The organism is Bartonella sp. AP3QHHD, assembly GCF_042195765.1.
GTDB lineage: Bacteria > Pseudomonadota > Alphaproteobacteria > Rhizobiales > Rhizobiaceae > Bartonella.
On sequence record NZ_JBHIPC010000085.1, the window covers coordinates 159989 to 186332 of the forward strand.

Annotated in this window: 12 protein-coding genes and 1 pseudogene; 4 read left to right on the plus strand and 9 right to left on the minus strand. The window is 36.7% G+C overall.

Features of this window, described 5'->3' with window-relative positions:
• Nucleotides 1-588: 588 nt before the first annotated feature.
• The 8 genes from ACFIL7_RS05860 to gyrB form a co-directional block, all read right to left on the minus strand.
• The gene (locus ACFIL7_RS05860) at nucleotides 589-1587 is read right to left on the minus strand and encodes a complex I NDUFA9 subunit family protein (protein ID WP_375633660.1); all 999 of its coding nucleotides are present in this window, start codon (nucleotides 1585-1587) and stop codon (nucleotides 589-591) included.
• 42 nt (nucleotides 1588-1629) lie between these two features.
• The gene (locus ACFIL7_RS05865; RefSeq protein ID WP_375633661.1) at nucleotides 1630-2949 is read right to left on the minus strand and encodes a bifunctional folylpolyglutamate synthase/dihydrofolate synthase; all 1320 of its coding nucleotides are present in this window, start codon (nucleotides 2947-2949) and stop codon (nucleotides 1630-1632) included.
• A 4-nt stretch (nucleotides 2950-2953) separates the two neighbouring features.
• The gene (gene accD, locus ACFIL7_RS05870) at nucleotides 2954-3874 is read right to left on the minus strand and encodes an acetyl-CoA carboxylase, carboxyltransferase subunit beta (RefSeq protein WP_012754464.1); all 921 of its coding nucleotides are present in this window, start codon (nucleotides 3872-3874) and stop codon (nucleotides 2954-2956) included.
• A 982-nt stretch (nucleotides 3875-4856) separates the two neighbouring features.
• Entirely contained in the window at nucleotides 4857-5576 is a 720-nt protein-coding gene (locus ACFIL7_RS05875; protein ID WP_375633983.1) for a sulfate transporter family protein, read from the minus strand.
• Between the two features lie 1888 nt (nucleotides 5577-7464).
• A complete protein-coding gene (coaBC, locus tag ACFIL7_RS05880) occupies nucleotides 7465-8886 on the minus strand; it encodes a bifunctional phosphopantothenoylcysteine decarboxylase/phosphopantothenate--cysteine ligase CoaBC (RefSeq protein WP_375633663.1) in 1422 nt (473 codons plus the stop codon).
• Nucleotides 8887-8954: 68 nt separating this feature from the next.
• Nucleotides 8955-10541, minus strand: coding sequence for a 2-polyprenylphenol 6-hydroxylase (gene ubiB / locus ACFIL7_RS05885; protein WP_375633664.1), 1587 nt, complete (start codon nucleotides 10539-10541; stop codon nucleotides 8955-8957).
• A 2-nt stretch (nucleotides 10542-10543) separates the two neighbouring features.
• Nucleotides 10544-11326, minus strand: a complete 783-nt coding sequence (gene ubiE / locus ACFIL7_RS05890; RefSeq protein ID WP_375617479.1) for a bifunctional demethylmenaquinone methyltransferase/2-methoxy-6-polyprenyl-1,4-benzoquinol methylase UbiE — start codon at nucleotides 11324-11326, stop codon at nucleotides 10544-10546.
• Between the two features lie 118 nt (nucleotides 11327-11444).
• Nucleotides 11445-13877: a DNA topoisomerase (ATP-hydrolyzing) subunit B gene (gene gyrB, locus ACFIL7_RS05895; protein ID WP_375617480.1), complete on the minus strand. Its 2433-nt coding sequence runs from the start codon at nucleotides 13875-13877 to the stop codon at nucleotides 11445-11447.
• A 1257-nt stretch (nucleotides 13878-15134) separates the two neighbouring features.
• Between gyrB and ACFIL7_RS05900 the strand changes: the two genes are divergently transcribed.
• Complete coding sequence (locus ACFIL7_RS05900) at nucleotides 15135-16040, plus strand: transporter substrate-binding domain-containing protein (RefSeq protein ID WP_375617481.1); 906 nt, start codon at nucleotides 15135-15137, stop codon at nucleotides 16038-16040.
• Nucleotides 16041-16051: 11 nt separating this feature from the next.
• Here the strand turns inward: ACFIL7_RS05900 and ACFIL7_RS05905 are convergent, their stop codons facing one another.
• Nucleotides 16052-17584: a YifB family Mg chelatase-like AAA ATPase gene (locus ACFIL7_RS05905; RefSeq protein WP_375617482.1), complete on the minus strand. Its 1533-nt coding sequence runs from the start codon at nucleotides 17582-17584 to the stop codon at nucleotides 16052-16054.
• Nucleotides 17585-17991: 407 nt separating this feature from the next.
• Between ACFIL7_RS05905 and ACFIL7_RS05910 the strand changes: the two genes are divergently transcribed.
• The 3 genes and pseudogenes from ACFIL7_RS05910 to ACFIL7_RS05920 form a co-directional block, all read left to right on the plus strand.
• Nucleotides 17992-19956, plus strand: coding sequence for an autotransporter assembly complex family protein (locus tag ACFIL7_RS05910; protein WP_375683442.1), 1965 nt, complete (start codon nucleotides 17992-17994; stop codon nucleotides 19954-19956).
• Entirely contained in the window at nucleotides 19956-24614 is a 4659-nt protein-coding gene (locus ACFIL7_RS05915; RefSeq protein ID WP_375683443.1) for a translocation/assembly module TamB domain-containing protein, read from the plus strand. The genes ACFIL7_RS05910 and ACFIL7_RS05915 overlap by 1 nt, the downstream gene beginning before the upstream one ends.
• 455 nt (nucleotides 24615-25069) lie before the next feature.
• A pseudogene (locus ACFIL7_RS05920) lies at nucleotides 25070-25347 on the plus strand (Arm DNA-binding domain-containing protein); the annotation flags it as partial.
• Nucleotides 25348-26344: the final 997 nt, after the last annotated feature.

The following is a 26344-nucleotide window of genomic DNA, read 5'->3' on the forward strand; positions in this document are numbered from 1 at the left end:
ATATGCATTTATGAATCTGAATAATGATGTTACTGATAGAATAAGAGATCTTCATGATAAGTCTTATTATATAAACAAAACTCTATCCTTTTCACGTAACTTTAAAGCTTTTAAAAATCTCCAAAGAGAATACCTTTTAAATAATAAAAATTGTGCATTGCTTCACAGTTTTTATATCGATTTTTTATGGGATAATATCGAAAGTATTATACTCGTATTCTACTCACTTATGCGGTTGTTGAAAAAGGAAGAATTACTTTAATCTCATTATTAAGCTTTCTACCAAAATAATATAATGCAAAGTCATAGGTTATCATATTTATGAATAGGCAATTCAGAATCGGTTCTTTAGGATTCCAATGTTGCATCTGCTCTTGGATAAAGACAGTTTATAAGAAGTGCTTTTCTCCTGTTTTCAACGATTTTTATCAAAATACTATAGGTATACGATTAAACATTTTTTGTGATACTGAATAGAGCATTTAAAACGCAAAAACATTACTCTATTGAGCATTCTGATTTCAGAATCGCTAACAACGAGCTATAAATTATAAATCAAATAATAACTCAGTTTTGGAAAAATTTATTCTAGACGTGTAAGTTTTGGGAAAATTGACCATGTGGACGAAATCGCCAAAGATAACTTGGCAAGAATGCAGCCATTGCTCTGGGGGTAATTCCCGCACCTTCTAGAGTATATCCATTCTCTATAGCCTCTTTAGAAACAATGTTATCCATTTGCAAAAAACGTATCTGATTGGCTGTTACAAGTGTTGGTACAAAAGGCAATTTACCGATAGTTCCCAAAATTCCTCCAATCAATAGACCAGCAGAAAGAGGTATGGATAGGATTGTTTTTTTACGGTGAATAATTTTGAGTATATTTTCAAGAGTATTTTGAAAGGTGATAATCTGGGGACCACCAAGATCATAATTTTTTCCCCAAGCAACCTGTCCATCTAAAGCGCGCGCGATAAACTCAGCAACGTCACCAACATACACGGGTTGCAATTTGCTTTGCCCACCCCCAAAAAGAGGCATAATTGGTAAAAAACGTGACAAATCTGCTAAGGTGTTAAAGAAACAATCCTCTGGTCCAAAGATAACGGATGGACGGATAATAATTGCTTGAGGATGCTTGTTATGAACGATTTGTTCACCCATAAACTTAACACGTGCATAAAGACATGAAGCATTCTCGTTAGCCACAAGTGCTGACATATAGATGAGCGGAATAGCAGCTTGTGCTGTTAATTCAGCAACATTGTAAGCACCATCAATTTGTGTGTTTTTAAAATTCGATTGATTTGCTTGTTTTAAGCTACCAGGTAAAAACACTGCCGCATCAGCTCCAAGCAACGCGCGTGCAACAGAGGCACGATGCTTGATATCCGTTTTAAGCATTTGGGTTTGTCCTACTTCTCCTATTTGGAGCATGTAATAAGCTTTTTGTGGATAACGAACAGCGATACGAACGCGATATCCCCGCTTAGTCAAAGTTTCAACGACATGTCGTCCTACAAAACCAGATCCGCCAAAAACAGTAATAAGTTTAGGATGTTGATAAAGTGCACAATCAAGTTGCATGATTAAAAAGTCTATCTTTCAAAGCTTTAAAATAATCAATTTCTAGCATGGAGGTGTTTTATTGTCACGTAAAATATCGCCCGCAAGATAAAGGGAACCACTAATAAGGACAATTGCCTCTTTATATTCGGCTCTAATCTTATGCAAAGCATCTTGTAGATGTGCTTGTGGAGTAGCAAAGATTCCTGCTTTTTGCGCTGATTCAGCTAATTTTATTGGAGAGATACTGGCATTATTGTTAATTAGCGGTATCGTATATATTTTATCGACAAGGTTCGCTAAGGAACGAAAATAACCGACAGCATCTTTGGTATTGAGCATGCCAGCAATCATAATAATAGGACGATCTGTTTTTTTTCTCCATTGTGTAAGTTCTGCTGCAATAACTTTTCCAGCAGCAGGATTGTGACCACCGTCTAACCATAAATCAATATTAGGAGACAGTTGATCAACCAAATGTCCTTGGATAAGATGTTGCATCCGTGCGGGCCAATAGATATTTTTCAAAGCATCATTTATGGCTTGTTCTGAAAGTTGAAAGCCCGCTTGATAGACTGCTTCAAGAGATGCGCCAGCATTGGCAATTTGGTGGCCTCCAATAAGGTTAGGAAGGGGAAGATCCATGAGACCTTGATTGTTTTGAAAAACCATACGTCCATGTTCTTTATAACTTTGATAATCTTGATCAAATAGAGAATAAGGTGCTTTATTTTTATCGGCAAGGGGTATTAAAGTAGCAAGAGTTTCTTCATAATTTTGCTTCCCGATGACTACTGGAACGTTTGGTTTGATAATTCCCCCCTTTTGAAAAGCGATTTGAGCAATTGTGTTTCCAAGAAAGTTCTCATGATCATAATCGATGGGCATAATAAGCGATACAGCTGGTTTGTTAATGACATTGGTAGCATCAAAACGTCCTCCCAACCCAACTTCTAAAATGACAACATCAGCTGGATGTGTACTAAACAGCATAAAGGCAGCGGCTGTAAAAATTTCAAAAATAGTAATCGGCTCTTGACGATTTACTTTTATAATTTCACGGATTGTCTCAGCCAATTGGTTTTCTGTAACAAGTTGACCACCTCCTTTTTGACCTATCCGGCAGCGTTCATTCCAGTTGACGAGATGAGGTGAGCTATAGACATGAACGCAGTATCCTGCACTTTCTAAAAGAGCACGGCAAATTGCTGAGGCAGATCCTTTGCCATTTGTTCCAGCGATGTGAATAATAGGGGCAAGTTTTAAATGTGGATTACCAAGACGCTCTAAAAGGTGAATAATACGCTCTAAAGAAAGATCAAATTTTTTCGGATAATTTTTTAGTAAATCATCTACCACCTTTTGTATTTGGCTTTGTTGCATAAATTTAAGCTGCTTTTGTTGTAGAAAGCGATGTTTGAGAGTCTGTAGGGGATGGATCGGAAGGGTTAAAAACAGCAGGGCGTTTCATCATCAAACGTAAAAGACGCGCAATCGTTGTTTTCATTTCTAAACGTGATACAACCATATCAATCATACCATGTTCGAGCAGATATTCACTACTTTGAAAACCTTCTGGTAGGGTTTCGCGTATAGTTTGTTGAATCACGCGTGGACCAGCAAAACCAATCATAGCGCCAGGTTCGGCAATGTGAATATCACCAAGCATGGCGTAAGAAGCAGTAACACCACCGGTGGTTGGATTAGTCAGCACAACAATATAGGGAAGTTTTGCTTCTTTCAACATTTCAATCGCTACAGTTGTACGAGGCATTTGCATCAACGAGAGCGTTCCTTCTTGCATGCGTGCGCCACCAGAAGCAGAAAAAAGAACCAGCGGACGCCTTTCGGCAATGGCAGTATCAAAAGCTTTGATAATAGCTTCTCCTGAAGCCATACCGAGTGATCCACCCATAAAGGCGAAATCTTGAACGGTTGCAATGATTGGTAAGCCTTCAATCGTACCACGTGCACTTAAGATATTATCATCAACACCAAGTTTAGAACGATAATCTTTTAACCGGTCAATATAGCGTTTTTCGTCACGAAATTTTAAAGGATCTGTTACAACTTTTGGATTTTCAAGAGCTGTATAAACACCATCATCAAAAAAATGCATGAGACGATTTTTAGCGCTAATACGCATATGATGACCAGAATTGGGAGCTACAAATTGATTAGCTTCCAGATCTTTATGGAAGATCATTTCACCACTGGTAGGATCTTTAATCCATAGATTTTCTGGAATTTCACGGCGCCCCAATATAGAGTTAATTTTAGGACGAACATAATTTGTAATCCAGTTCATCTTTATAACCTTCCTTTAAATATTACACATCTTTCGCATGATTTGAAAGAATATGAATCTAAGCAGTCACATTTGCTTTACCGGTGGAACAAAGGAGTCTATTTAATACTTTTATCAGTGTACGTATAGCTTGTTTTTTAACTTTTTAATTTTCCAATATCATAACAATCATATCTATGAAGAGTATTCTCTATAACAAATTTCTCATAAGTTTAAGAACTTACATGTTTTTATTTTTTTACTTTGGTATTAAAATTCACTCCTTGCGATGGTTAACAAATCCCTTATTTTTTAATAAAAATGAATATCCAATTAATCACTCGTATCAACGGTTCTGAAGAAAAGAAACCTTATAATATAAGGCGTTAATAAGGCTAAAATAATCCATTTAAAATACTGTATAAGACGACATCATATTAGCGAAACGCTAACATCAGAGCAAGATTTTTTTCAAAAGGTTTTTTTAAAGCGCGTGCTTTTCACAATTAAAATAGAATACGCTCAAAATACCATTATATTACTCATTTACGTGTTTATTTTACACAGATATCTTTCAATAATTTCCAAAACTCTCTTATGAAGAGTATACACTCTCCATGAATGGTATAAAAGACATTATGCTATCCGTTTTTACTGAAATAGAAAGTACAAAGCGACACCATCATATTCTTTTTCAGTTTTCAATACGACGATAATGTTTGCATTAAGAGGATTCATATAAAGATATTTCACGCCTTTTTGAAAGTACTTTTATCCGCACACCACCTCCGTTTATGACATATTAACAAACGATTTCAATTGACCTAATATGAATAGGATTAAAATGAAAAACCCTCATAATATTTAGGTTTTTCACTCATGTTGTGAAACGATAAGTTATCATTATAAATCAATATATTGCTTTAATAAAAGATAAAGCATAAAATTTTATATTATGTTTTCTTTGGCTGGCAAGTTTTATTAACCTTAAAGTCAAGGAACACTATTTTTGTGTAATGCGTGCTATGGTCTTTTGGGAAAGCATTTTGTGTAAATATGTCATAAAGGCAGCTGCAAAAAGCGGTGTTGCTAAATTAAGAATTGGAATCGAAACAAAAAGCGCTATCAATAATCCTGCGCCAAAAACCGTTGTGTAATGAGTATGTAAAAAAGCACGGGCATCTTGTTCTGTTCGAAAACGGTAAGCCGCAAACAAGAAATATTCATGACCGAGCAAATAACCATTAATAAGATAAAAAGCAATTAAATTAATACCTGGTATGAAGAATAAAATAAAAGCAATTCCATTACCAAGAAGGCTTAAAATAACAAATTTAAAGGAAATGATAAGAGAACGCTGAAACGGCAAAGCTTGTCCAATAGGCTCGTTTGGGTAATCCTCTTTTTCAATGATTTCAGCAGCAGAGTCAATGAAAAAACCACCAATCATAGCTGAGATCGGTGCAATCAAAAAAGCCAACAAAAGAGCCAAACCAAGATTAAAAATGATAAGCATGCTAAAACCAATCCATCCCGCCCAACTAGGGAGTCCAGGAAGAAATTGAGCAATCCAGGGCCAAAAGTAAGACACAAAAAGTTGGTGCACACATAACCATAAAATGGTGAGAATGAAAAAAGTAACCCCCAATGCTTTCAGTATCATAATACGATATTGCGAGGTCATAAGACGTTGTAAAGCACGATAAGCAGCAGTAAAAATCATAGATTAATAAACTAAGGAAAGAAGCAAAAAAAACAAGAAATATATTTAAAGTATGTACAGTGTAATTTTTTCTTTCTTTGAATTACAAGATTTTTTTCAAGAACATTATAAAAAACGGTTAAGGTTTCTTTGTTAAAAATAAAGTTTGAATAAATAGAAATTTTGATTTTTAAAAACAAAGAAGAATTTAAAAAGTAGCTGTTGTAGAAGAAATTTTTAGTATTTTTGTACATAGTGTAGATTATTGCGTTTATATGATATATGTAAAAAATTAAGGAATAAGAACTATTTGGGAGAAAAGTTGTTTACTTCTATTTATTCAGTAGAGTTATCTAACTTCGTTTATCTAAGTGCTTAATTGTTTTACACAATTCCTAAAATTCTGTACTTTTCTACTATTTGGCGGCATGCTTTTGCCCCTCGCTTTCAAAAAAATATTGAGTTCAATGGAATAGGGGTAACGTAGTAGCTCCGTAGATATTCTAATTTTGGGCAACAGAATGATTAATATGATAGAAGTGGAAAAAATAAGCTTAGGCAATTGACCGTCCGATCCCATAGAAGAGCAGTTTTTTGAGGAAGCAAAGAAAGGGAGAAACCACGGATGCTTAAAAATGATGAGATTTTGAATTTTAAAAGCTATAAGTGCAATGAAGTAAGCATTCATTGAAGCACTTTTCATACAAGTGGTGCACTGTATCAAATAATTTTTAGATAATAACACCACTAATTTATCGAAGAGAATTGATCATTTTCAACTTGAATAAGAATCCCAAATATAGAAATATTCTTTAATTTCAAAGACTCTATTCAACATCAAAAAATTATTTACGTACACATTATAGGCGAGACCAATGTATGGATACAAAGCTTTCAATAAAGGAATAAAAATGCTTCTCATGAAACATCACAATGTGAGGATATCATGGATAAAATTCTAGTTTTTGTGGTCTTGGTATTCTGGAGAGAGGACACATACATTTAATTTTAAAGACCGATCACTGAGAAAAATAATAAAGGCTTCAGTTTCATAAACTTATAGACAGTGGTGCAGTGAATTTTGTCTACACTCTTTATAAGCGTCAGTGTGAGATATGCTTCAAATTGCATTGAGATGTTATAATATCATTGATTTATACATTATTTTTCATAGCGAATAAGAGCTCAAAATAAAGTTTTCATATTTTCTCATTAGCTGCTCTCATCATGAAACAATCAAAATCATTTATTTGCATATCATAAATATGACCGATATGTGGATAAAAACATTGAAGAAAGAAAATGCTTTTTATAAATTTTATCCATTACAAGAGCTTTGTCAAAATTGATGGTAGCCAAAGTGAATGATAGCTTGTTTTTTTTATAAGCTGGCGAGACAGTGGTGCAATAGATCCTACTTTTATGAAGGCTAGGGTGAGATAGGATTTTTTAAAAAAACATTTCCCAACGCTCATCACACCCATTTCGCAACAGCGTTTGTGAATGGTATATGGGTAAAGCTCTCGTGAATAATATAAAACTTATAGGGCATCACTAACTTTACGCTTAATAAAAAGAGCACGCTGGCACCATCATTCTCAGTGTTTGTCCGAGACAAGCCCTTGGTTCTTGAGACGGTCCATTATAAGCGCTTTTAGTTCTTTCTGAAACGTTTTGTATTCATACAGTTATCCTTGTTTACAACGTGCAAGAAAATGATTTTTATTGATTCAACATGAGAGAGATTGGGAATGAGAGAATCTTATGATATTTGGGATTCTAATTTAATATGAACAATGCGATATTATCATTATAAACCAGAAATATTATATACTAATTGAGATGGATAGACACCTATTGTCAGTTCTATTTTATAAGGTGTTTTAATATCAACGCGTTTGAAGAGTTCTTATTTGCAAAGGGGTATATTTTCCTCATGAGGAGTAGGTGTTTTGGGGGCAAAAAATGATACAATCACGTTTGCTAATTTTTGCGCTACGTGTTGTTTACTCATATGGGGCCATTGTTCAACTTTTTTTCTACTTACGAGATAAACTTGATTTGTATCAGCGCCCATGACACTTGTACCATCTAGTTGAAGAGAAATATCATTAGCAAGAATGAAATCAGCTCCTTTTTCAACACATTTTTTTTGTGCATTGGCAATGATATCACATGTTTCAGCAGCAAAACCAATGACCAATGAGGGGCGGTTTGGAGCGTGTCCAATCGTTGCTAAAATGTCAGGATTTTCAACCATATGAAGGGATGGTGGTATTTTATGAGCATTCTTTTTAATTTTGTGTAAAGACTGCGTTTGACTGCGCCAGTCACAAACAGCGGCAACAAAGATAGCACCATCAGCAGGCAATGCGGTTTGAACGGCTTGTAACATCTGTTGTGCTGTTTCAACATGAATGGTTTTTACTTCTTGTGGGTCTGCGAGATTAACAGGTCCACAAATAAGTGTTACTTTTGCACCCAAATGTGCAAGAGCGGTTGCGATGGCATGACCTTGTTTACCTGAAGACCGATTAGCAATATAACGCACTGGATCAATTGGTTCATGGGTAGAGCCAGAGGTAACGATGAAATGGCGGTCAGAGAGAGGTTTTTCATGCACATTCAAAAGATTCTCTATGGTAGCGACAATAGTTAAAGGTTCGCTCATGCGTCCATATCCCATCTCGTCACGTTCAGCCATATTTCCGATTTCTGGTCCGATGATATGAACGCCATCTGCGCGCAATTGTGCAACATTGCGAATAGTGGCTGGATGCGTCCACATGGACGGATTCATAGCGGGTGCAATCAAGAGTGGACAGCGTGCCGCTAAAAGAATGCAATTAGCCAGATCATCTCCTATGCCATTGGCTATTTTTGCAATACGGTTGGCTGTAGCAGGAGCTAAAATAATCAGGTCAGCATCACGTGCTAATCGGATATGTCCGATATCGTGTTCTTCTTCGCGTGAAAATAAATCAGTATATACAGTACCACCGCTTAAAGCTTCAGCGACTAAAGGCGTAATAAATTTTTGCGCTGCTTTTGTCATCACAACTTTTAAATGTGCTCCACGTTCTTGTAAACGGCGAATCAAATCAAGTGCTTTATAGGATGCAATACTTCCACCAATAATAAGAAGGAGAGATTTTGATTTCAATGATTGCATTTCAACAGCGCTAGCATGAAGGGGTTGTGTGGTGAGAAGAGAGGGATTGCTTAAAAGGCGCCGGACTTCTTCTTCCATAGAAATACCATTTTGCGCGGCGCGTATGCGCAAAGCTTCTTTGGTTTCAGGAGACAGGTTACGAATGGTAATACTGGCCATAAAATACCTCCAAGAAATAAAATGATTGCAATGATTTCATTGTTGATATTTTTAGCATATTAAGGAGATTAGAAAAGATGAAAAAAGTAAAAAGTAAGACAAGCGCAACAAAGTGCAATGATGAAAAGACTATAACGACCATAACGGTTTCTGTGACTTTGTTCTACAGCAAGTTGTTTGAGGGTAGCATGAGAAAGATTAAAACCTGTTTTTCTCATTTGATTAAAATCTTCTTCTATTTGTTGGAAATTTTGAACCAATTGTGGTGTTTTGCGTGCCAGCGAAAGGAGAGCTTGTGCTCCTTCACTAAAGTCTTTTGCAACGCCTACGGGTCCTAAATTTTTACTAATCCATTCTTTGACAATGGGTTCAGAAGCTTTCCACATATTAAAAGTGGGGTCTAATGTGCGGGCAACACCTTCCACGACAACCATCGTTTTTTGCAGCAATAAAAGTTCAGGTCGCGTTTGCATGTCAAATAATTCAGTGACTTCAAACAATAAAGTGAGCAATTTAGCCATGGAAATGCTTTGTGCTGATTGTCCGTGAATTGGTTCGCCAATAGCGCGGTTGGCTTGCGCAAAGCTTTCAATATTATGGTGTGAAGGAACATAGCCTGCCTCAAAATGGGCACGTGCAACTCGATGGTAATCGCGGGTAATAAAGCCGTAAAGAATTTCAGCAAGGAAATGCTTTTCTTTTTTTCCAAGCCGTCCTGTAATACCTAGATCAACAGCGACAATACATCCTTTTTCATCTACAAATAAATTACCAGGATGCATATCGGCGTGAAAAAAACCATCACGCAGTGTATGACGAAGAAAAGATTGAATAAGCGTAATAGCAAGCGCCTTCAAATCAAATCCTGCTTCTTTGAGTTTGGAAGTTTCGGATATTCTTATACCATCAATCCATTCCATTGTAAGAACATTACGTCCTGTCCGTTCCCAGTCAATACGTGGAACCCGAAAGCCTGTATCATGTTGAATATTTTCAGCCATTTCAGATATAGCTGCTGCTTCTAAGCGTAAATCCATTTCAAGTCGTGTTATTTGTGCTAAAGTATCCACCACACAAACAGGACGAAGCCTTCGAGAGGCAGGGATATAGCGCTCTTGCAAATGAGCAATGAGATAGAATCCTCTAAGATCTTTAGAAAAACGTGCTCTGATATTGGGACGAATAACTTTTACAGCACATTTTTTCTTATGGCCAGTTTCATCACTGTATTCAGCTGGATGAACTTGAGCAATAGAAGCGGCGGCAATGGGGGGATAAAAATTTACGAATAAATCATCAATAGAGCGACCAAGAGAACTTTCAATTTGAGCAATAGCGGCGGTGCAAGAAAATGTTTGGACACGATCTTGTAGTTGTGACAAATCTTCCGCAATATCACGGCCGACAATATCAGGCCTTGTTGCAAGAAATTGACCAAGTTTTATGTAAGAGGGTCCAAGCTTATTAATGGCATATGAAATATTTTCAGATCGCTGTTTCTTTTTTGTTTTGCGTCGTGCTAATGCACTCGCTATACGATGACATAGCGCTGGAAATCCTTGAAGATCATCATGAGGAAGAGCACTTAAAACACCTTCACGTGTTAAAACCCATCCTGCACGCATCAATTGAAAGTAAGGGGAAATTTGCACCATTTTTAAATTTTCCAACCTGAATGCAGCGCTGCAATCGCACCGGTGAGATTGCGGTACGATACCCGCGAAAACCCCGCATGCTTGATCATATGGGAAAAATCATCTTGCTTAGGAAATTTGCGGATAGATTCAACCAAATAACGATAAGCATCGCCATCATTTGCGATAAATTGACCCAGCTTAGGGATAGCATGGAAAGACCAAAGATCATAAATTTTATCGAGCCAAGGCATCTCGACATTTGAAAATTCTAAACATAAGAAACGTCCACCGGGCTTTAAAACACGAAAAGCTTCTCTAAGAGCTTGATCAATATGAGGAACATTGCGAATTCCAAAAGCAATCGTGTAAGCGTCAAAGCTTCGATCTTCAAAAGGTAGATTTTCTGCATTGGCTTCAACAAAATCAATCAGAGGGGCAAGACCATTTTTTTGTGCGCGTTTTTTGCCAACGCTGAGCATTGAGCCATTAATATCAAGCACCGTAGCATGGGCTTTTTGGCGTGAAGCATTAAGAATACGAAAAGCAATATCACCTGTACCGCCAGCGACATCAAGAACTTTCCAATGAGAAAGTGCTGGTGGGGAAAGCCAAGCAATCATGGAATTTTTCCACACACGGTGTAGCCCTAAGGATAAGATATCATTCATCTTGTCATAATTTTCAGCAACAGAATGAAACACACCATCCACCATGAATTGTTTTTGTGTTTCATCTACTCTTGTAAAACCAAAAGAGTGCTCCATGCCACCCTTGGTTCCTACACGTTCTGTTTCAATTGCCATGTATATGATCTTCCTTATTTTTCTTTTATCGTAAATGAAATAGAGAGGGAATGTTCAACTACGAAAAAACAACGTATAAAACTACGACGTTTACACAGCCAAAAACAGAAGAGTACCTTTAGATATCAAGATTGGCAACGCTTAAGGCATTGTCTTGAATAAAAATACGTCTAGGTTCAACTTCATCACCCATGAGACGAGAAAAGAGTGAATCTGCATCGGTTGCATCATTAATTTTTACTTGTAAAAGAGAACGTGCATTGGGATCAAGCGTTGTTTCCCAAAGTTGTTCAGCATTCATTTCCCCAAGACCTTTATAACGTTGAAGAGTAACACCTTTTTTACCGTTTGTAAAAATGCTCTCTAAAAGGCTCATAGGACCAAAAATACGCTCTGTTTTATCTTTGCGACGTAAAAGAACAGGAGGATGATATATGTCGATAAAATTTTGGGAAATGCGATCAATTTGGCGTGCGTCAGTTGAATTTATAAGTCCCACATCAAGCGTAACAACATCTTTAACACCACGCAAAATACGCTCAAAACATAAACTTCCATCTGCTGTATATTGTCCACTCCAACCTTGTTCCATATCATCAGCAATCAGATTAAGGCGGTGTGCTGTAGTATCTGCTATTTTTTGCGCTTTTTCTTGTGTTGCAAAGACTTCAAGATTAAAAGCGCCAGCAATTGCTGCTTGTTCAACAATATTACGGTCATAACGGGTATGAAGACCATTTAAAAGTTGACGTAATATACGAGCATCTTTAGCGAGTTGATACAAATCAGCCCCTGCACGAACTTCTCCCGTTGAAAGCTCAAGCGTTGTTTCTTCTAATCCAGTATCGATCAAGAATTCTTCAAACGCTGCTTCATTTTTAATATATTGGGAAGATTTTCCACGCGACACTTTATAAAGAGGAGGCTGAGCAATATAAAGATGTCCACGTTCAATCAACTCGGGCATTTGTCTAAAAAAGAAAGTGAGCAGCAGAGTACGAATATGGGCTCCATCAACGTCCGCATCTGTCATGATAATAATCTTATGATAACGTAATTTATCCGGTGAAAATTCATCTTTACCGATAGACGTTCCAAGAGCTGTAATAAGTGTTCCAATCATATCAGATGAGAGCATGCGGTCGAAACGTGCTCGTTCAACATTGAGGATTTTTCCACGAAGGGGTAAAATTGCTTGATTTTGACGTGAGCGCCCACTTTTTGCTGAACCGCCAGCCGAATCCCCCTCGACAATAAAGATTTCTGATTTTGCGGGATCTCGTTCTTGGCAATCGGCAAGCTTTCCTGGTAGAGAAGTGATATCAAGCGCCCCTTTTCGTCTTGTGAGTTCACGTGCTTTGCGTGCTGCTTCACGTGCTGTTGCAGCTTCTACCACTTTACTAATGAGAAGTTTTGCTTCATGAGGATGTTCTTCCAGCCATATTGAAAGACCTTCATTGACCAAACTTTCAACAATAGGGCGCACTTCAGAAGAGACTAACTTATCCTTTGTTTGTGAAGAAAATTTTGGATCAGGAACTTTGACAGAAAGAATAGCTGTTAATCCTTCACGGCAGTCATCACCGGTTAAGTTCACTTTTTCTTTTTTAGCAATACCTGAAGATTCAGCATAGCCATTAATTTGGCGTGTAAGGGCACTTCTAAAACCTATCAAATGCGTTCCACCGTCACGCTGAGGGATATTATTGGTAAAACACAAGACCTTCTCATGATAGGAATCATTCCACCACAGGGCAACATCAACGCTCATACCATCCTTTTCACTTGCAATATAAATAGGAGTATCAAGCAGAGCTTTTTTTGATTGGTCAATATATTTCACAAACTCTATTAATCCACCTTCATAATGCAATTCAACGGATTTAATATCAGCATGACGCTCGTCAACAAGAAGAATATAAACCCCAGAATTTAGAAAGGCTAATTCCCGTAAGCGGCGCTCCAAAATTTCAAAATCAAACTCAACCATAGTAAAGGTTTCAGAGCTTGGTAAAAATCTAATTTCTGTTCCACTTTCTTGATCGCAATCGCCAACAACTTTTAATGGAGCATCAGCTACCCCGTGGGTAAATGATATTTCATGAATTTTACCATTGCGTTTGATTTGCAATTTAAGCCAAACGGATAATGCATTCACAACAGAGACGCCAACACCGTGTAATCCGCCTGAAACTTTATAAGAGTTTTGATCAAACTTTCCGCCGGCATGAAGCTGTGTCATAATAACTTCAGCTGCAGAAATACCTTCTGTTGGATGGATATCTGTCGGAATTCCACGTCCATTATCACGAACAGAACAAGAACCATCAGCATGGAGTGTGACGTTTACAAGAGTTGCATGACCGGCTAAAGCTTCATCGATAGCATTGTCTACAACTTCATAGACCATATGATGTAACCCCGATCCATCATCAGTATCACCGATATACATACCAGGACGTTTGCGTACAGCATCAAGACCTTTGAGAACTTTGATAGAAGCGGCATCATAGTTATTGCTTTGTGCTGGTGAGGTTATTTCATCACTCATAAGTTAGTCCATTCCTGTGTTCAATTTACAATATTTTATCCGCTTTTTTTAAAGCTCAATGTTCTGATCAGTTATTTATGGAATAACCACATTAAATATTTACCGTATATCAGATCTAGATTCAATATCTGTCGATATATAATGGAGAGAATGATAAAATGATAGTGTACTGTTATGCTGTAAAACACTAGGGCGGTGATATAAGGCGAATAAACACTTATGACTTATACAAAAAGCTGTTTCATAAACGATGCTATTTACTTTGTTTATTTTTGCATATACGTTCTGTTTCAGAATTAGTTATGCATTTTGTGTTACACTAATAAAGGTCTCACTTGTTTTATCCATAAATCAATTTTTCAATCCTAATTCTACCATATATTTAAAACAAAGGTTGCGAGCTCTCTAAGCAGTTCAAACTTTTGTATGTTAGATTGAGGCGAAAATATTATGTATATTGGTTTGTGTCATCTTTAAAATGTGAAAAAAGCTTTATTTGAGGAAAATATAAATGCGTAAATGTAAAAACATGTTTCCACGATCATCTTTATATTCAACTTTACAATTTAAAAAAAACGTCTTACGGTGATGTTTTTGAATAATGAGGGTAATGACGCATTATCTTACGCTTTTGTTTCTTGCATTCTCGTGAGGTTGCATCGCTCATTCAAAACAAAACGCCATTGTACTGTTTATTCACGCGCTTTTTTAAGGAGCATCTCTCAATGTTCCCAAACTCATTTTACAACGATGTTTGAATAGTATAACGCAAAATACCCTGTGAATACTACAAGATTTATGTCCCCCATCTTTCCCATCGTGACAATAAAGTGCAAATCAGAATCATCATTTTATTTTTCAGCTCTTAAATGTTGGTGCAACCTTAATGTTGAGAAAACCCTCGGCATTTGAGGGGTGTTTTTACTCTTTTCTTCAATAGTATCTATATACTTCCCAGGTTGTGATACGCAAGGAAATGGTCTTAATATTTTAAGGTACGCGGGATATTTTGATAAAATAAAGTGTACCACTAAAGTATATACAGCTTATTTCTTATATTAAAAAATTAAATCGCTTTTCTCTAAAATTACTTTTTATATATTCATTTTGGAAAATTAACATCAGAAATCTAAGCATTTTCAATGGTTTCAAAAATAGCAAGAATTTTATTTATTAAACGCCAGATATTTTGGTGAAGTGCGTTAGATAATAGTTAAGAAGTGTTGCATCTTAGTTTTGAAAAATGGGGGAGAGATTTTGAAAATAAAAAAATCTATATATGTGAAACATCTTCAATTGCGTTTACAGTACTTTTTATTCAATAATCCATACAATATTTTTATTCGTATTTTATTTGTAGCAGGGGGGGTTCTATTTTCCTCTTACGCAGAAGCTGAAAGGCTGCCTTCTTTTTTTGATTCGCATGAACATTTGGTACAACCTGATACAACGGATATCTTTCGTTTGCGTTTTGTAACAAGTTTTGATTTTCCTCCTTTTAATTTTATTGATCAATCGGGGTATCTTGCAGGTTATAATATCGATTTATTGCGCGCTATTTGCTCAAAATTAAAATTAGAGAAGCTTTGTGAAATAGAAGTGATTCCTTGGAAAGAGCTTGTAGAACATGTTAAAAATGGTGGTGCAGAAGTCATTATTGCGGGTTTAAAAGAAACAAGTAAAACCCAGCAAGATCTTGTTTTTACAAAGTCATATTTGCGCTTTCCAGCGCGATTTGTTGCTTCTCGACGTTTAAATCTCGATGAGCCAATAAGCGATCAATTGATACATTTAACCAGTGGTGTTTTGTCTAAAAGTGTTCACGAAAAACTCTTTCAACATTATTTTCCTAAAGCCAAATGGCAAGGGTTTAAAAAGAGAGAAGAGCTCTATAAAGCATTACAAGAGCGTAAAATTGACCTTATTTTTGATGATGGATTTGCTTTATCATTATGGTTCAAAAAACAAAAATCTGTTGATTGCTGCCATTTTGTTGGGGGGGCATATATGGCGCCACAGTTATTGGGGCAAGGAATGCAGCTTGCTGTTGCAAAAAAGAATGAAAAATTGGTTGATATACTCAATTATGCGCTGAAATCTCTAGAAGAGGATGGTAAACTTACAGAACTTTATTTGCGTTATTTTCCAATAAGTTTTTATTGATGAGTAGTTTTTTAATTAAGGGCTGTTAATCTTTCTGCGCCTAGTCGATAGGAAATAGCTTCTGCGAGATGATAGCGTGAAAGAGTATCTGATCCGTCAAGATCAGCAATTGTGCGTGCAACTTTGAGAATGCGATGATAAGCGCGTGCAGAGAGGTGCATTTTTTCACTCACATCTCGTAAGAGTATGGTCGCACTTTTATCAGGAATGGCAATCTGTTCTATAATTTTGGCAGGGCAATCGCCATTGGTACGAATATGATCAAACCCCATTGTTGAAAAACGTTTAGCTTGAATGGTACGGCACCGTGCGACGCGTTTGGCAACGTCACAGCTTTTTTCTGATTGTTCTGGTTGCATAAGGTCCATAGCCGTCAAAGCAGGGACATCAATCCGTAAATCAATTCGGTCAAGCAGAGGACCAGAAATACGGGACTGATAATCGATTTGACAGCGTATCCCTTTAGGGCAAACATGGTCTTTTTCGCCTGCCATACCACAACGGCAAGGATTCATTGCGGCAATAAGTTGGAAGCGAGCAGGATAGCTAATATGGTGATTAGCGCGGGCGATAACTGACACCCCACTTTCTAAAGGTTGACGAAGAGAATCAAGAACCTGTGGAGAAAATTCAGGCAATTCATCAAGGAATAACACACCATTATGAGCAAGGGAGACCTCTCCTGGTCGTCCTTTAAGCCCTCCACCAATCATTGCGGCCATGGAAGCAGAATGATGTGGGGAACGAAAGGGGCAATGAAGTGAAATGGTATTATGAACCGTTTCTCCTGTAATAGAAGCAATCAGAGAGACATCTAAAAGCTCACGGCTATCAAGAGGTGGCAAAATGGAAGGTAAGCGTTGCGCTAGCATAGATTTTCCAGCACCAGGGGGACCTACAAACAAAAGGTTATGGCGTCCAGCAGCACAAACTTCTAAGGCACGTTTGGCTGTTTTTTGTCCTTTGATTTCGCAAAGATCTGGAAGTCCAGTTTCGATAGTATATTGGCGCGGTTGTGGACGTTTTTGAATTTGGGTTCCTTTGAAATGGTTGACTATAGTGAGCAGAGTCTCTGGGGCAAGAATATTTATTTCTGCATTTGCCCATGCTGCTTCAGGTCCACATTGGAAGGGACAAATCAGTCCTTTATCGAGTGATAAAGCTGTCATGGCAGCTGGTAAAACACCATTAACAGCGGTAAGTGAACCATCCAGTGATAATTCTCCTAAAATGATATAGTCTTGAGCTACTTCGGGAGGGAGGATTCCCATAGCAAGCATTAAGCCTACAGCGATTGGCAAATCATAATGCGATCCCTCTTTAGGCAAATCAGCTGGTGCAAGATTAATCGTAATTCGTTTAGTAGGCATAGAAAGTCCACAAGCGTGGAGGGCTGCTTGTACACGTTCACGGCTTTCTGCAACTGCCTTATCAGCTAATCCAACAATAGCCATTCCTATTTTACCAGACGAAATCATAACCTGTACATCGACAGGGACTGCTTCTAGACCGCGAAAAGCAACAGTTGTAATACGTGCGATCATTTATTTATTTTCCCCTTTAGACTTGGTAGAGACAATCATATCTATTTATAAAAATCAAGAAGCATCTCTATAGCTTTTTTTATAGAGAGAACTATATACGTGGGCAGTTTTTTAGCATTCCCATGGAAAGTCATTTGTACAAATTTAACCATGATGATATGGGACGCAATAAAACATTTATAATAAGCTAAATAAATATGTTAAGAAAAAAAGAATGAGGCTGTTCGTGTTATACAACAGTGCAGAATTTTATGAAAATATAAGGGGAGGATAACGTTATGTATCGCAGAGTGTTATTTGATGTGATAAAACGTGTAAAATGTGCAAAGTAATTATATTTACCTTTCTTATTTTTATATTATTTAAAGCGTAGTAGATGCAAAGTGTATTATAAGGTATCTGATTTTATGGTATACCAGACAAGAATTTTGTTAAAATCAGGGACTGTGCGCTGTGTATTTATAGGCTTGTGTTTTGCTTTTTCTTTTTCACAGCCACTTGCTGCATTTGATTTTTTCGGCATCCCTCTTTTTGGTCAAAAGAAAACAAATTCTTCTTCACATTATGCCAAAAGTACAGAGAAATTTTATAAAGTTGATGTTGTTGCACCGCCAGGTGCACCATTAGAAGGTATAAAAATAGTTAAATCTGTTTCTTCTCTTGTTGCTGATAAAGAGAAAGCATCCGCCAGTTCTTCTGGTTTGCTCGCCAAGGCGCGTTCAGATTATCGAGCAATTCTTTCTGCTCTTTATGCTGATGGACGCTATGGTGGTGTTATTAGTATTAAAATTAATGGCTTAGAAGTCGCTGATTTAAGTCCGGTAACTCAACTTCCAGCACGGTCTAATATTGTTATTACAATTAATGCTGGTCCACAATATGTTTTTAGTATTGCAAATATTGATAAAGTAGCTCCGTTTGAAAAACGTAAAGCGCATAAAATGCCCACAATTGAAGAATTGGGCTATAAAGTTGGGGCTATTGCTAAATCTGAAACCATTTTGAAAGCAGAAAAATGGGCGATAGAAGGATGGCGGCAACAAGGTTATGCTAAAGCTAAAATTATGAAGAGTGAGGTCGTGGCTGACCATGCTGCGTTGCGTGTTGAAGGACGGATTGTTGTTGCTCCTGGACAAAAGGCTTATTATGGTCCTTTAAGTGTGCGTAATATAAGTAAGAAACCACGTGTAGATTCAGCTTATATCGCGTGGATGACCGGATTGAAACCAGGGCAGATATACGATTCTGATGCGTTAGCTAAGGCAAATGAACGTCTTGCGCGCCTTGTTGTTTTTCGTGCTATCAATATACGTGAGGCTGATACTATTAATCTAGATGGTAGTTTACCGCTTGCACTTGTTGTACAAGAACGTAAACCGCGTCGTTTTGGTGTAGGCGGTAGCTATTCAACTTTAGACGGTGCTGGTTTTGAGACTTATTGGATGCATAACAATCTTTTTGGTCATGCAGAGACTCTTAAAATTGAAACAAAAATAAGTGGTGTTGGTAGCAATAAAAAGCAATCATATAATTTTAAAAATTTTGATTATCTTTTCGGTGGCACATTTATAAAGCCCGGTGTACTCACGCCAGATACAGATTTCAGGTCAGAATTAAAAATACAACAAGATGTTTTAGAAAATTATACGACAAAAGCCATCAAAGGAAAATTAGGTATTACGCATATTTTTAATGGTAATCTATCGGGACAGGCTGCTGTAGAAGTTTCAAATGGTTATTCACGTGATATCTATTTTGGGAGCCGTAATTTTACAACAATCGGTTTCCCTAGCGGTTTGATTTACGATAGTCGTAATAATAAGTTTAATGCAACAAAAGGTTTATATGGTGAAGTTTTCATTGAGCCTTTTTATGAGATGCGTTTTAGCAACTTTGTTGCAAAAGTAACAGCAGAAGGTCGTTCTTATTGGGCGTTGGATGAAGGGGATCGTTTTGTTGTTGCTGCGCGGGCAAAGCTTGGTACAATTCTTGGGAATGATACAGCACAAGTACCCGCAAATACGCTTTTTTTTGCTGGTGGTGGGGGCTCTGTTCGTGGTTATGCTTACCGTAATATTGGTATCAAAACAGAAAATGATGGGGTTGTTGGTGGACGGGCGCTTATTGAGGGGTCAGCAGAATTGCGTGTTTCTTTAAATGATAAAATAGGGTTTGTCAGTTTTCTTGATGGAGGTTTAGTAGGGGAAAAGGCGAATTTTGATTTTTCTCAAAAAATTAAATGGGGAGCCGGTATAGGAGGTCGTTATATGACGGGTCTTGGTCCTTTACGCGTTGATTTAGCCTTTCCTTTAAAGAGAGAGAAGGGTGACCCTCGCATTGGTTTTTATGTAGGTATAGGGCAAGCATTTTAATGAAAAAAGGTGTACGTTTATCAGCTTTCTTCTTTGTATTTTTGTTTTTTTGGGTGGGTGGTTTTGTTTTTGCGCAAAGAGGAGACATTCTTCCCTCTAGCGAAATGAAAACAGATGATCGCTCATGGTTTGTTTCTTTAATTGAACGAAAGCTTTCAACACCTAATCGTCAAGTTCGTTTACACAATATGCAAGGGACACTGTCTTCTCAAACATCAATTGATACTATTACTGTCAGTGATAAAAAAGGGATTTGGCTTAAAATTACCAATGCTAAAATGGATTGGAATCGTCTAGCGTTGCTGAGAGGGCGGATGGATATTAACCAGCTTTCGGCAGAACAGGTTACATTTTTACGCAAACCGCAAGGCAATTCTTCTTTTGTTTCTTCCCTTGAGACGGGTAAGTTCTCTTTACCAAAATTGCCGCTTGCTCTTTCTATCAATACGCTTACAGCTCAACATGTGACATTTGAACAGAATCTTTTTGGTTTTTCTGCTGATATGTCCTTAAAAGGCAATTTCACCTTGGCTGGTGGTAATTTTGATGTCGATATAGCGGCGCATCGTTTAGATGCACCGGGTTCTTTTTCTGTTCTCACCAAGATATCTGATAGTAATCGTACAGCTCAAATTGATATCTCTGCTAACGAACCACAAAATGGTATTTTGGCGAATATTTTTAACATTGAACAACGTCCAGCATTAAGTCTCGTCGTGAAAGGTGATGGTACTTTTGATGATTTGGTTATCAAACTTTCTTTAGAGTCCGATCATCATTCTATTTTAGATGGTAATGTTATTCTTGCAAGTGTTCCAGAAGGACAGAGTTTTTCTACGAAATTAGAGGGAACACTGAGCCCTTTAATACCTGTTCAATATCGTAGTCTCTTCGAATCTGATATAACATTAAAAGCAAAGGCAAGAAGAACAAAAGAAGGTGTGACACACCTTGATCAGATGGTTATTCAGAACAAAGCAATGAATGTTATAGCCAATGCTGAAATAACCGCCGATGGATTCTTGCGACGGCTTTTTGTTGATGGCAAAATGGCTCTTGATAACGAAAAGGAGTCTGTTCATTTACCTATATCAGAAGTGCCAAAACCTGCGAATACTCTTGCTTTGAACATTGACTATGGTCGCGAAGGTCAACAATCTTGGAATGGGCGGTTGGTTGTAAATCATTTAAGCAATAAAAATATTTATATTCGCGATGCAATTTTTGATATGGGAGGAGTAAGCGAAAATCTTGATAATGCAGCTTCTCGTCATGTTGGTGTTCAGGTTAAAGGGACGCTTCAAGGGGTTAAAAAGATTAAGGGAGCGTTAGTAGAAAATTTAAGCCAAGCGGTTCATGTGCATTTAGATACGGATATTGTTTCGAACAAACCAATTTTGATTCATGATCTGAGTGTTACGGCTCAGAGTTTTTCTTCTTGGTTAAAAGGGACAATGGAGAATTTTGTTTTTAAAGGCGATCTCGGTTTAAAAGCTCAAACATTAACTCCTTTGGAAGTGTTCAGTAAACAATCACTTTCTGGTAGTGCAGATATTAAAGCCAAAGGAACGATCAATTTATTGAGTGGCATTTTTGATCTCCAATTATCAGGAATGGCTGACGATATGAAAATAGGCGTGCAGTCTTTTGATCGTTTATTCAAAGGAAACATCACTCTTTCAGGTGGTGCTACTCGAAATACGAAGGGTTTCATTTTTCGTCATTTTAATTTGAAAAATCAATATACAAACATAAAGGCTAATGGTTATTTTTCAGATGAAAGCGCTAAAATGGATCTATCTGCTGAAATATCTGATTTGTCCAAATTAGATCCAAAGATAAGCGGTGCGCTTACGATTGAAAGTACGGCGAGAGGGCGCAATAGCCATATAAAACTAAATACACGTGCCCATATTGCTGAAGCATTAATCGTAGGGAAGAAACTTCAAAACACAACATTTAACATAGATGTACTTGTAGATAATACAGCACCAGTTACTGCTTTAACGGGGGGGATAAAAGGTGAAGGAATTTTTGCTAAGAAACCTTTGCATTTATCGGCCTCTTTTAAAGATTCTCATAAAATTCGAAAACTTGAAAATATCGATATTAGAGGGGGAAGTGCAAAAATAACGGGTGATCTTTCTCAACAACTTGGCGGTTTTTTGAAAGGAGCGCTGCATATTGATGCCGATGATATTTCCGTACTTTCAGCGTTATTTTTGCAGGATGGTAGTGGAAAAGTAAAAGGAGATTTTATTTTTGATGAACAAAATGGCAGACAAAAAACCAATGTGAAGGCGCATGTTAACCATTTGAATTTTTCCAAGAATAAAATAAAAAAATTGGCAATAGATGCTGACATATTCGACTCTTTTGGCATGACTCAGTTTGAAGGAGTTATCAATGCAGAACATATTCAAACACCTTTGGTAATGGTCAATCGTTTAAATGCTCACGCCGATAGGAATAATGGACAAACGGTTTTTACTGTCCAAGCGATGTTGCATGATACTCTCAATGCAAGGCTTTCTGGTCGTTTAATGGTTGAGGAACTTCCAGAAAGTATAAAACGAGAAGTGCAAATTGAAGCTGTGGACTTAAAACAACACACTTTTCATGCAACATTGCCGAAGCCATCTATAATTTCTTTTGATAAAGATGGAATGACAATCAATGAATTAGGAATTGCAATAAATGGGGGCAACATCATCTTAGCAGGAAATATTCAAGATACCCTGAATTTACAACTTACAATGAATGCCCTTCCTGCTACTTTAGTCAATTTGTGGAAATCCGATCTTGGAGCAGCAGGGAGTGTAACAGGGCAGGTTATGATTCGTGGTCATTTAAAAAAACCTGATATAACTTACGATATAAAAGGTGAGGGACTGACAACCGTTGCTTTTCAAGATAAAAAAATTATGCCTTTTTCTTTTTCTGCTACGGGAAACACTGTAGATCAAAATCTTACTTTGAATGCAAATTTAACAGGAGAAGGAATACAAGCACAAGCTCAGGGGCGTGTATCTCTAGAGAAAAATGCGCTTGATCTTCATATTAATTTGCAAAATTTATCTGCACGTTTGGCGAATGGTTTTATTGCAGGACAAGCGCTTGATGGGACAGTAATAGGTAAAGTTGATATTGATGGAACAATGAAGGATCCATCTGCTCATTTTGAGCTTTCTAGTCAAAATTTAACCGCTATGACGCATAAAGGACCGATGTCAATCAATATAAATGCTCGTGGTTCTTATAAAAAATCGACATTTCATATTGAAAATATGATAGCTACTGGAGATAAAGGATTAGATCTTTCCATCCATGGGCCTTTATCTCTTAATGGTTCAGAGGCAAAATTAAACGTTAAAGGGATAATGCCTCTTGATTTTGTTAATCTCTTATTAGCTAAGCGTGGTGCACATATAACGGGTACAGCAAGAATTGATACAGCTCTTAATGGGTCATTATCAAAGCCACAATTGATAGGAAATATTTCTATAGGCGACGGTAGCTTTTTTGATTCACAAACAAATGTAGGATTGAATGATATAACGATTGAAGGCAAATTGAAAGGTGATCATATCCTTATAGAAAAAGCTTCAGCTTCTTCGTTTGAGGGGGGAGGAATTTCTGCTTCAGGTCGTATCTCTAATGGTCTAGAGACAGATTTGATATTTCATCTTGATAATGCCAATTATAATGATGGTTCTATGATTCTGGCAACATTATCAGGTGAGATGACAATGACAGGTCATTTTTTAAATAGTCTTGTTCTTGGTGGTGATATCATCGTTGAAAAAGCTGAAGTTTTTGTTCCTGATCATTTTAAAAGTGCCAAGTTTCTTGATGTTAGAAATAAGAATTTAACTAAATCGATTCAAACAACACTTGAACGTGCTGATGTTAAGAACACGAACAAAAGCAAAAGCCGTATAGTTACACAAGAATCTTCATCTGTCGTGCTATCAAATATGCGTATTACAGCACGCAATCAATTTTTTGTACGCGGAAAAGGCTTAGATGCTGAACTGGGAGGACGCATTAATCTAGCAGGTCCATTGAATGATGTGCATCCAGTTGGTGAATTTAGAATGATTCGTGGACGTTTTGATATCCTGTCGCAACGTCTTAATTTTGATCAAGGACAAGCGAGTTTTAGTGGTAATCTTAATCCTACGGTTTATTTTGTAACCAACAATAACAGTGGTGATATTCGCGTCACTGTAACTGTAAGTGGGACGGTTGATAATCTTGATATTAATTTTTCATCACAACCAAATTTGCCTCAGGATGAGATTTTGGCGCGTTTGATTTTTAATCGCTCTCTTAATGAATTATCACCATTTCAGATTGCTCAACTTGCAGCAGCAGCGGCTGATCTTGCAGGTAGTTCTAATACATCTTTGTTGAATACTTTACGAACTAAAATTGGACTTGATGATCTTGATGTTATCGTTAATGAGAAGGGGAATACAGGCTTACGTATTGGACGCTACATACACAATAATATTTATTTGGGCTTTGAAGCAGGGTCTGATGGAACGACGAAAGGGACAATTAATTTAGATATTTCGCGTCATCTCAAAGCTAAAGGTGCCATAGGAAATGAACAAAATTCTAGTATAGGTCTCTTTTATGAAAGAGATTATTAAAGATTGAATTTAAAAAAACAATTTCTTCGTTTTTTGTCTCTCATTTCTAAATCTGAGGAAGAAGAGATAGACTAGAAATCCTATAAAAGAAGAAGCTTTTTGTTGAGGCGTGAAGAGATATATCTGAAATATTCGATTTTTTGTTTATGCTATTCTCTAAAGGGAAAAAATCTTCACGAAAGATAGTATGTTATTTTGCTGCTATATATTTATTTTAGAGAAATATCTTACCTTGTTTTCAAGCCCATATCGTGCTGTTGCCTAAAGAATGGAGTGTGTGCAATATATTGATTTATAAAGATAATTTATTGTTATTCAACTTGAATTAGAACTTTGAATATTATATGATTCTCTCATTACTAATCTCTTTCGTATTGAATCAATCAAAACCATTCGGCTTGCATGCTACAAGCGGAGAATCCTGTGTGGATAAAACTATTAAGAAATGACTAAAAATGCCTCTTATGAATCATCTCGAGAACTAAGAGCTGTCGCAACATTAGGGACTGGCAGAATAGTGTGAATGGTGCCGGCTTGTTACTCCATAAGCGTAAAGATAGGGCAGCTTAATGGATTTATCATTATACAATTCACGGACGTTATCGCGAAATGGGCTTGGGGAAGACTTTGAGAGAGGTTTCTTTAAAACAAGCACGTGAATTTGCAACACAATGGCATTCTGTTTTTATGTGAAGGACATGATTCCATTAAAGAACGTGATAAACAAAAGCGTTAAGCGGAGAATTCATAAGACATCGATTTTATTGTCAAACGCATTTAAAGCAATATTTTTTAATAATAAAAATTACCTATTATTTTAGATTTTTGTTTATTGTGTCTTGAATGAGATCACTTTTCTTATAACGAATAGCTCCGCGAACAGAATACTCCAAAATATAACATTATTGTATTGCAAGTTTATGTACTTGTTTTAAAGCAACATTTCTCAGTGTGCGCTTGAGTCTATTTCATAAGATTGCTTGTGAAATGGTATAAAGTACCTCTTATGAATGGTATAAAATCCACACTACCGTTATTAATAAAGGTATAAGTATTTACTAAAGCTATAAGCCGGCATTATCATTCTATTTTTCAGCTTCTCATGTTGCTGACAATCTTTTCACTTGAAAGTGTAGAGGTATTTTTATTGCTTATCTTAAGAGTTTTTATGCATATACCAATATCTCTTATGACGTACAACAAGCGCTTTTGATTGATTCATCATAAATATAAAGAAAATTTGCAATAAGCAAATTACATCTTATCTTTTGTTTAAGATGTAAAATAACAAATTATGATTATAAATCAAAGTATTAAAATGTATATTAAAAGATATTTTTGTAAAAATATTTATCAGAGTTATATGTCGTATTTTTCTATTTTAGCGGTTAAAAGAAAGAGGAATGTCATTTTGCTTTTCATCTGTTTTTTTGCATATTGAAATTATAGCCTTATATAAGCACTAACGTTGTGCATTTATAAACTCTTCAAGCAGTTAAAGTATTGGAGGAATATCATTTTAGTTTCTAAATGTAGAAAAAACAGCAAAGCTTGCTTTAAAGCAAGCTACAACAGTAAAAAAGTTTTATAATAAAACCTCTCTTATTTTTTCAATGTTTTTCTTTTAAACGGAGTGTATCTATAATTTGCAACACAATTTATAATTGTTAGCTTATTCTGTTGTACCATAAAAGACCGACATTTGAGGTGTGGTGATATAAGGTATGTAA

Coding starts and splice junctions, on each gene's coding strand:
- ACFIL7_RS05860 (WP_375633660.1), bottom strand. CDS start 1,587: ATGCAACTTGATTGTGCACTTTATCAACATCCTAAACTTATTACTGTT.
- ACFIL7_RS05865 (WP_375633661.1), bottom strand. CDS start 2,949: ATGCAACAAAGCCAAATACAAAAGGTGGTAGATGATTTACTAAAAAAT.
- accD (WP_012754464.1), bottom strand. CDS start 3,874: ATGAACTGGATTACAAATTATGTTCGTCCTAAAATTAACTCTATATTG.
- ACFIL7_RS05875 (WP_375633983.1), bottom strand. CDS start 5,576: ATGATTTTTACTGCTGCTTATCGTGCTTTACAACGTCTTATGACCTCG.
- coaBC (WP_375633663.1), bottom strand. CDS start 8,886: ATGGCCAGTATTACCATTCGTAACCTGTCTCCTGAAACCAAAGAAGCT.
- ubiB (WP_375633664.1), bottom strand. CDS start 10,541: ATGGTGCAAATTTCCCCTTACTTTCAATTGATGCGTGCAGGATGGGTT.
- ubiE (WP_375617479.1), bottom strand. CDS start 11,326: ATGGCAATTGAAACAGAACGTGTAGGAACCAAGGGTGGCATGGAGCAC.
- gyrB (WP_375617480.1), bottom strand. CDS start 13,877: ATGAGTGATGAAATAACCTCACCAGCACAAAGCAATAACTATGATGCC.
- ACFIL7_RS05905 (WP_375617482.1), bottom strand. CDS start 17,584: ATGATCGCACGTATTACAACTGTTGCTTTTCGCGGTCTAGAAGCAGTC.
- ACFIL7_RS05910 (WP_375683442.1), top strand. CDS start 17,992: ATGGTATACCAGACAAGAATTTTGTTAAAATCAGGGACTGTGCGCTGT.
- ACFIL7_RS05915 (WP_375683443.1), top strand. CDS start 19,956: ATGAAAAAAGGTGTACGTTTATCAGCTTTCTTCTTTGTATTTTTGTTT.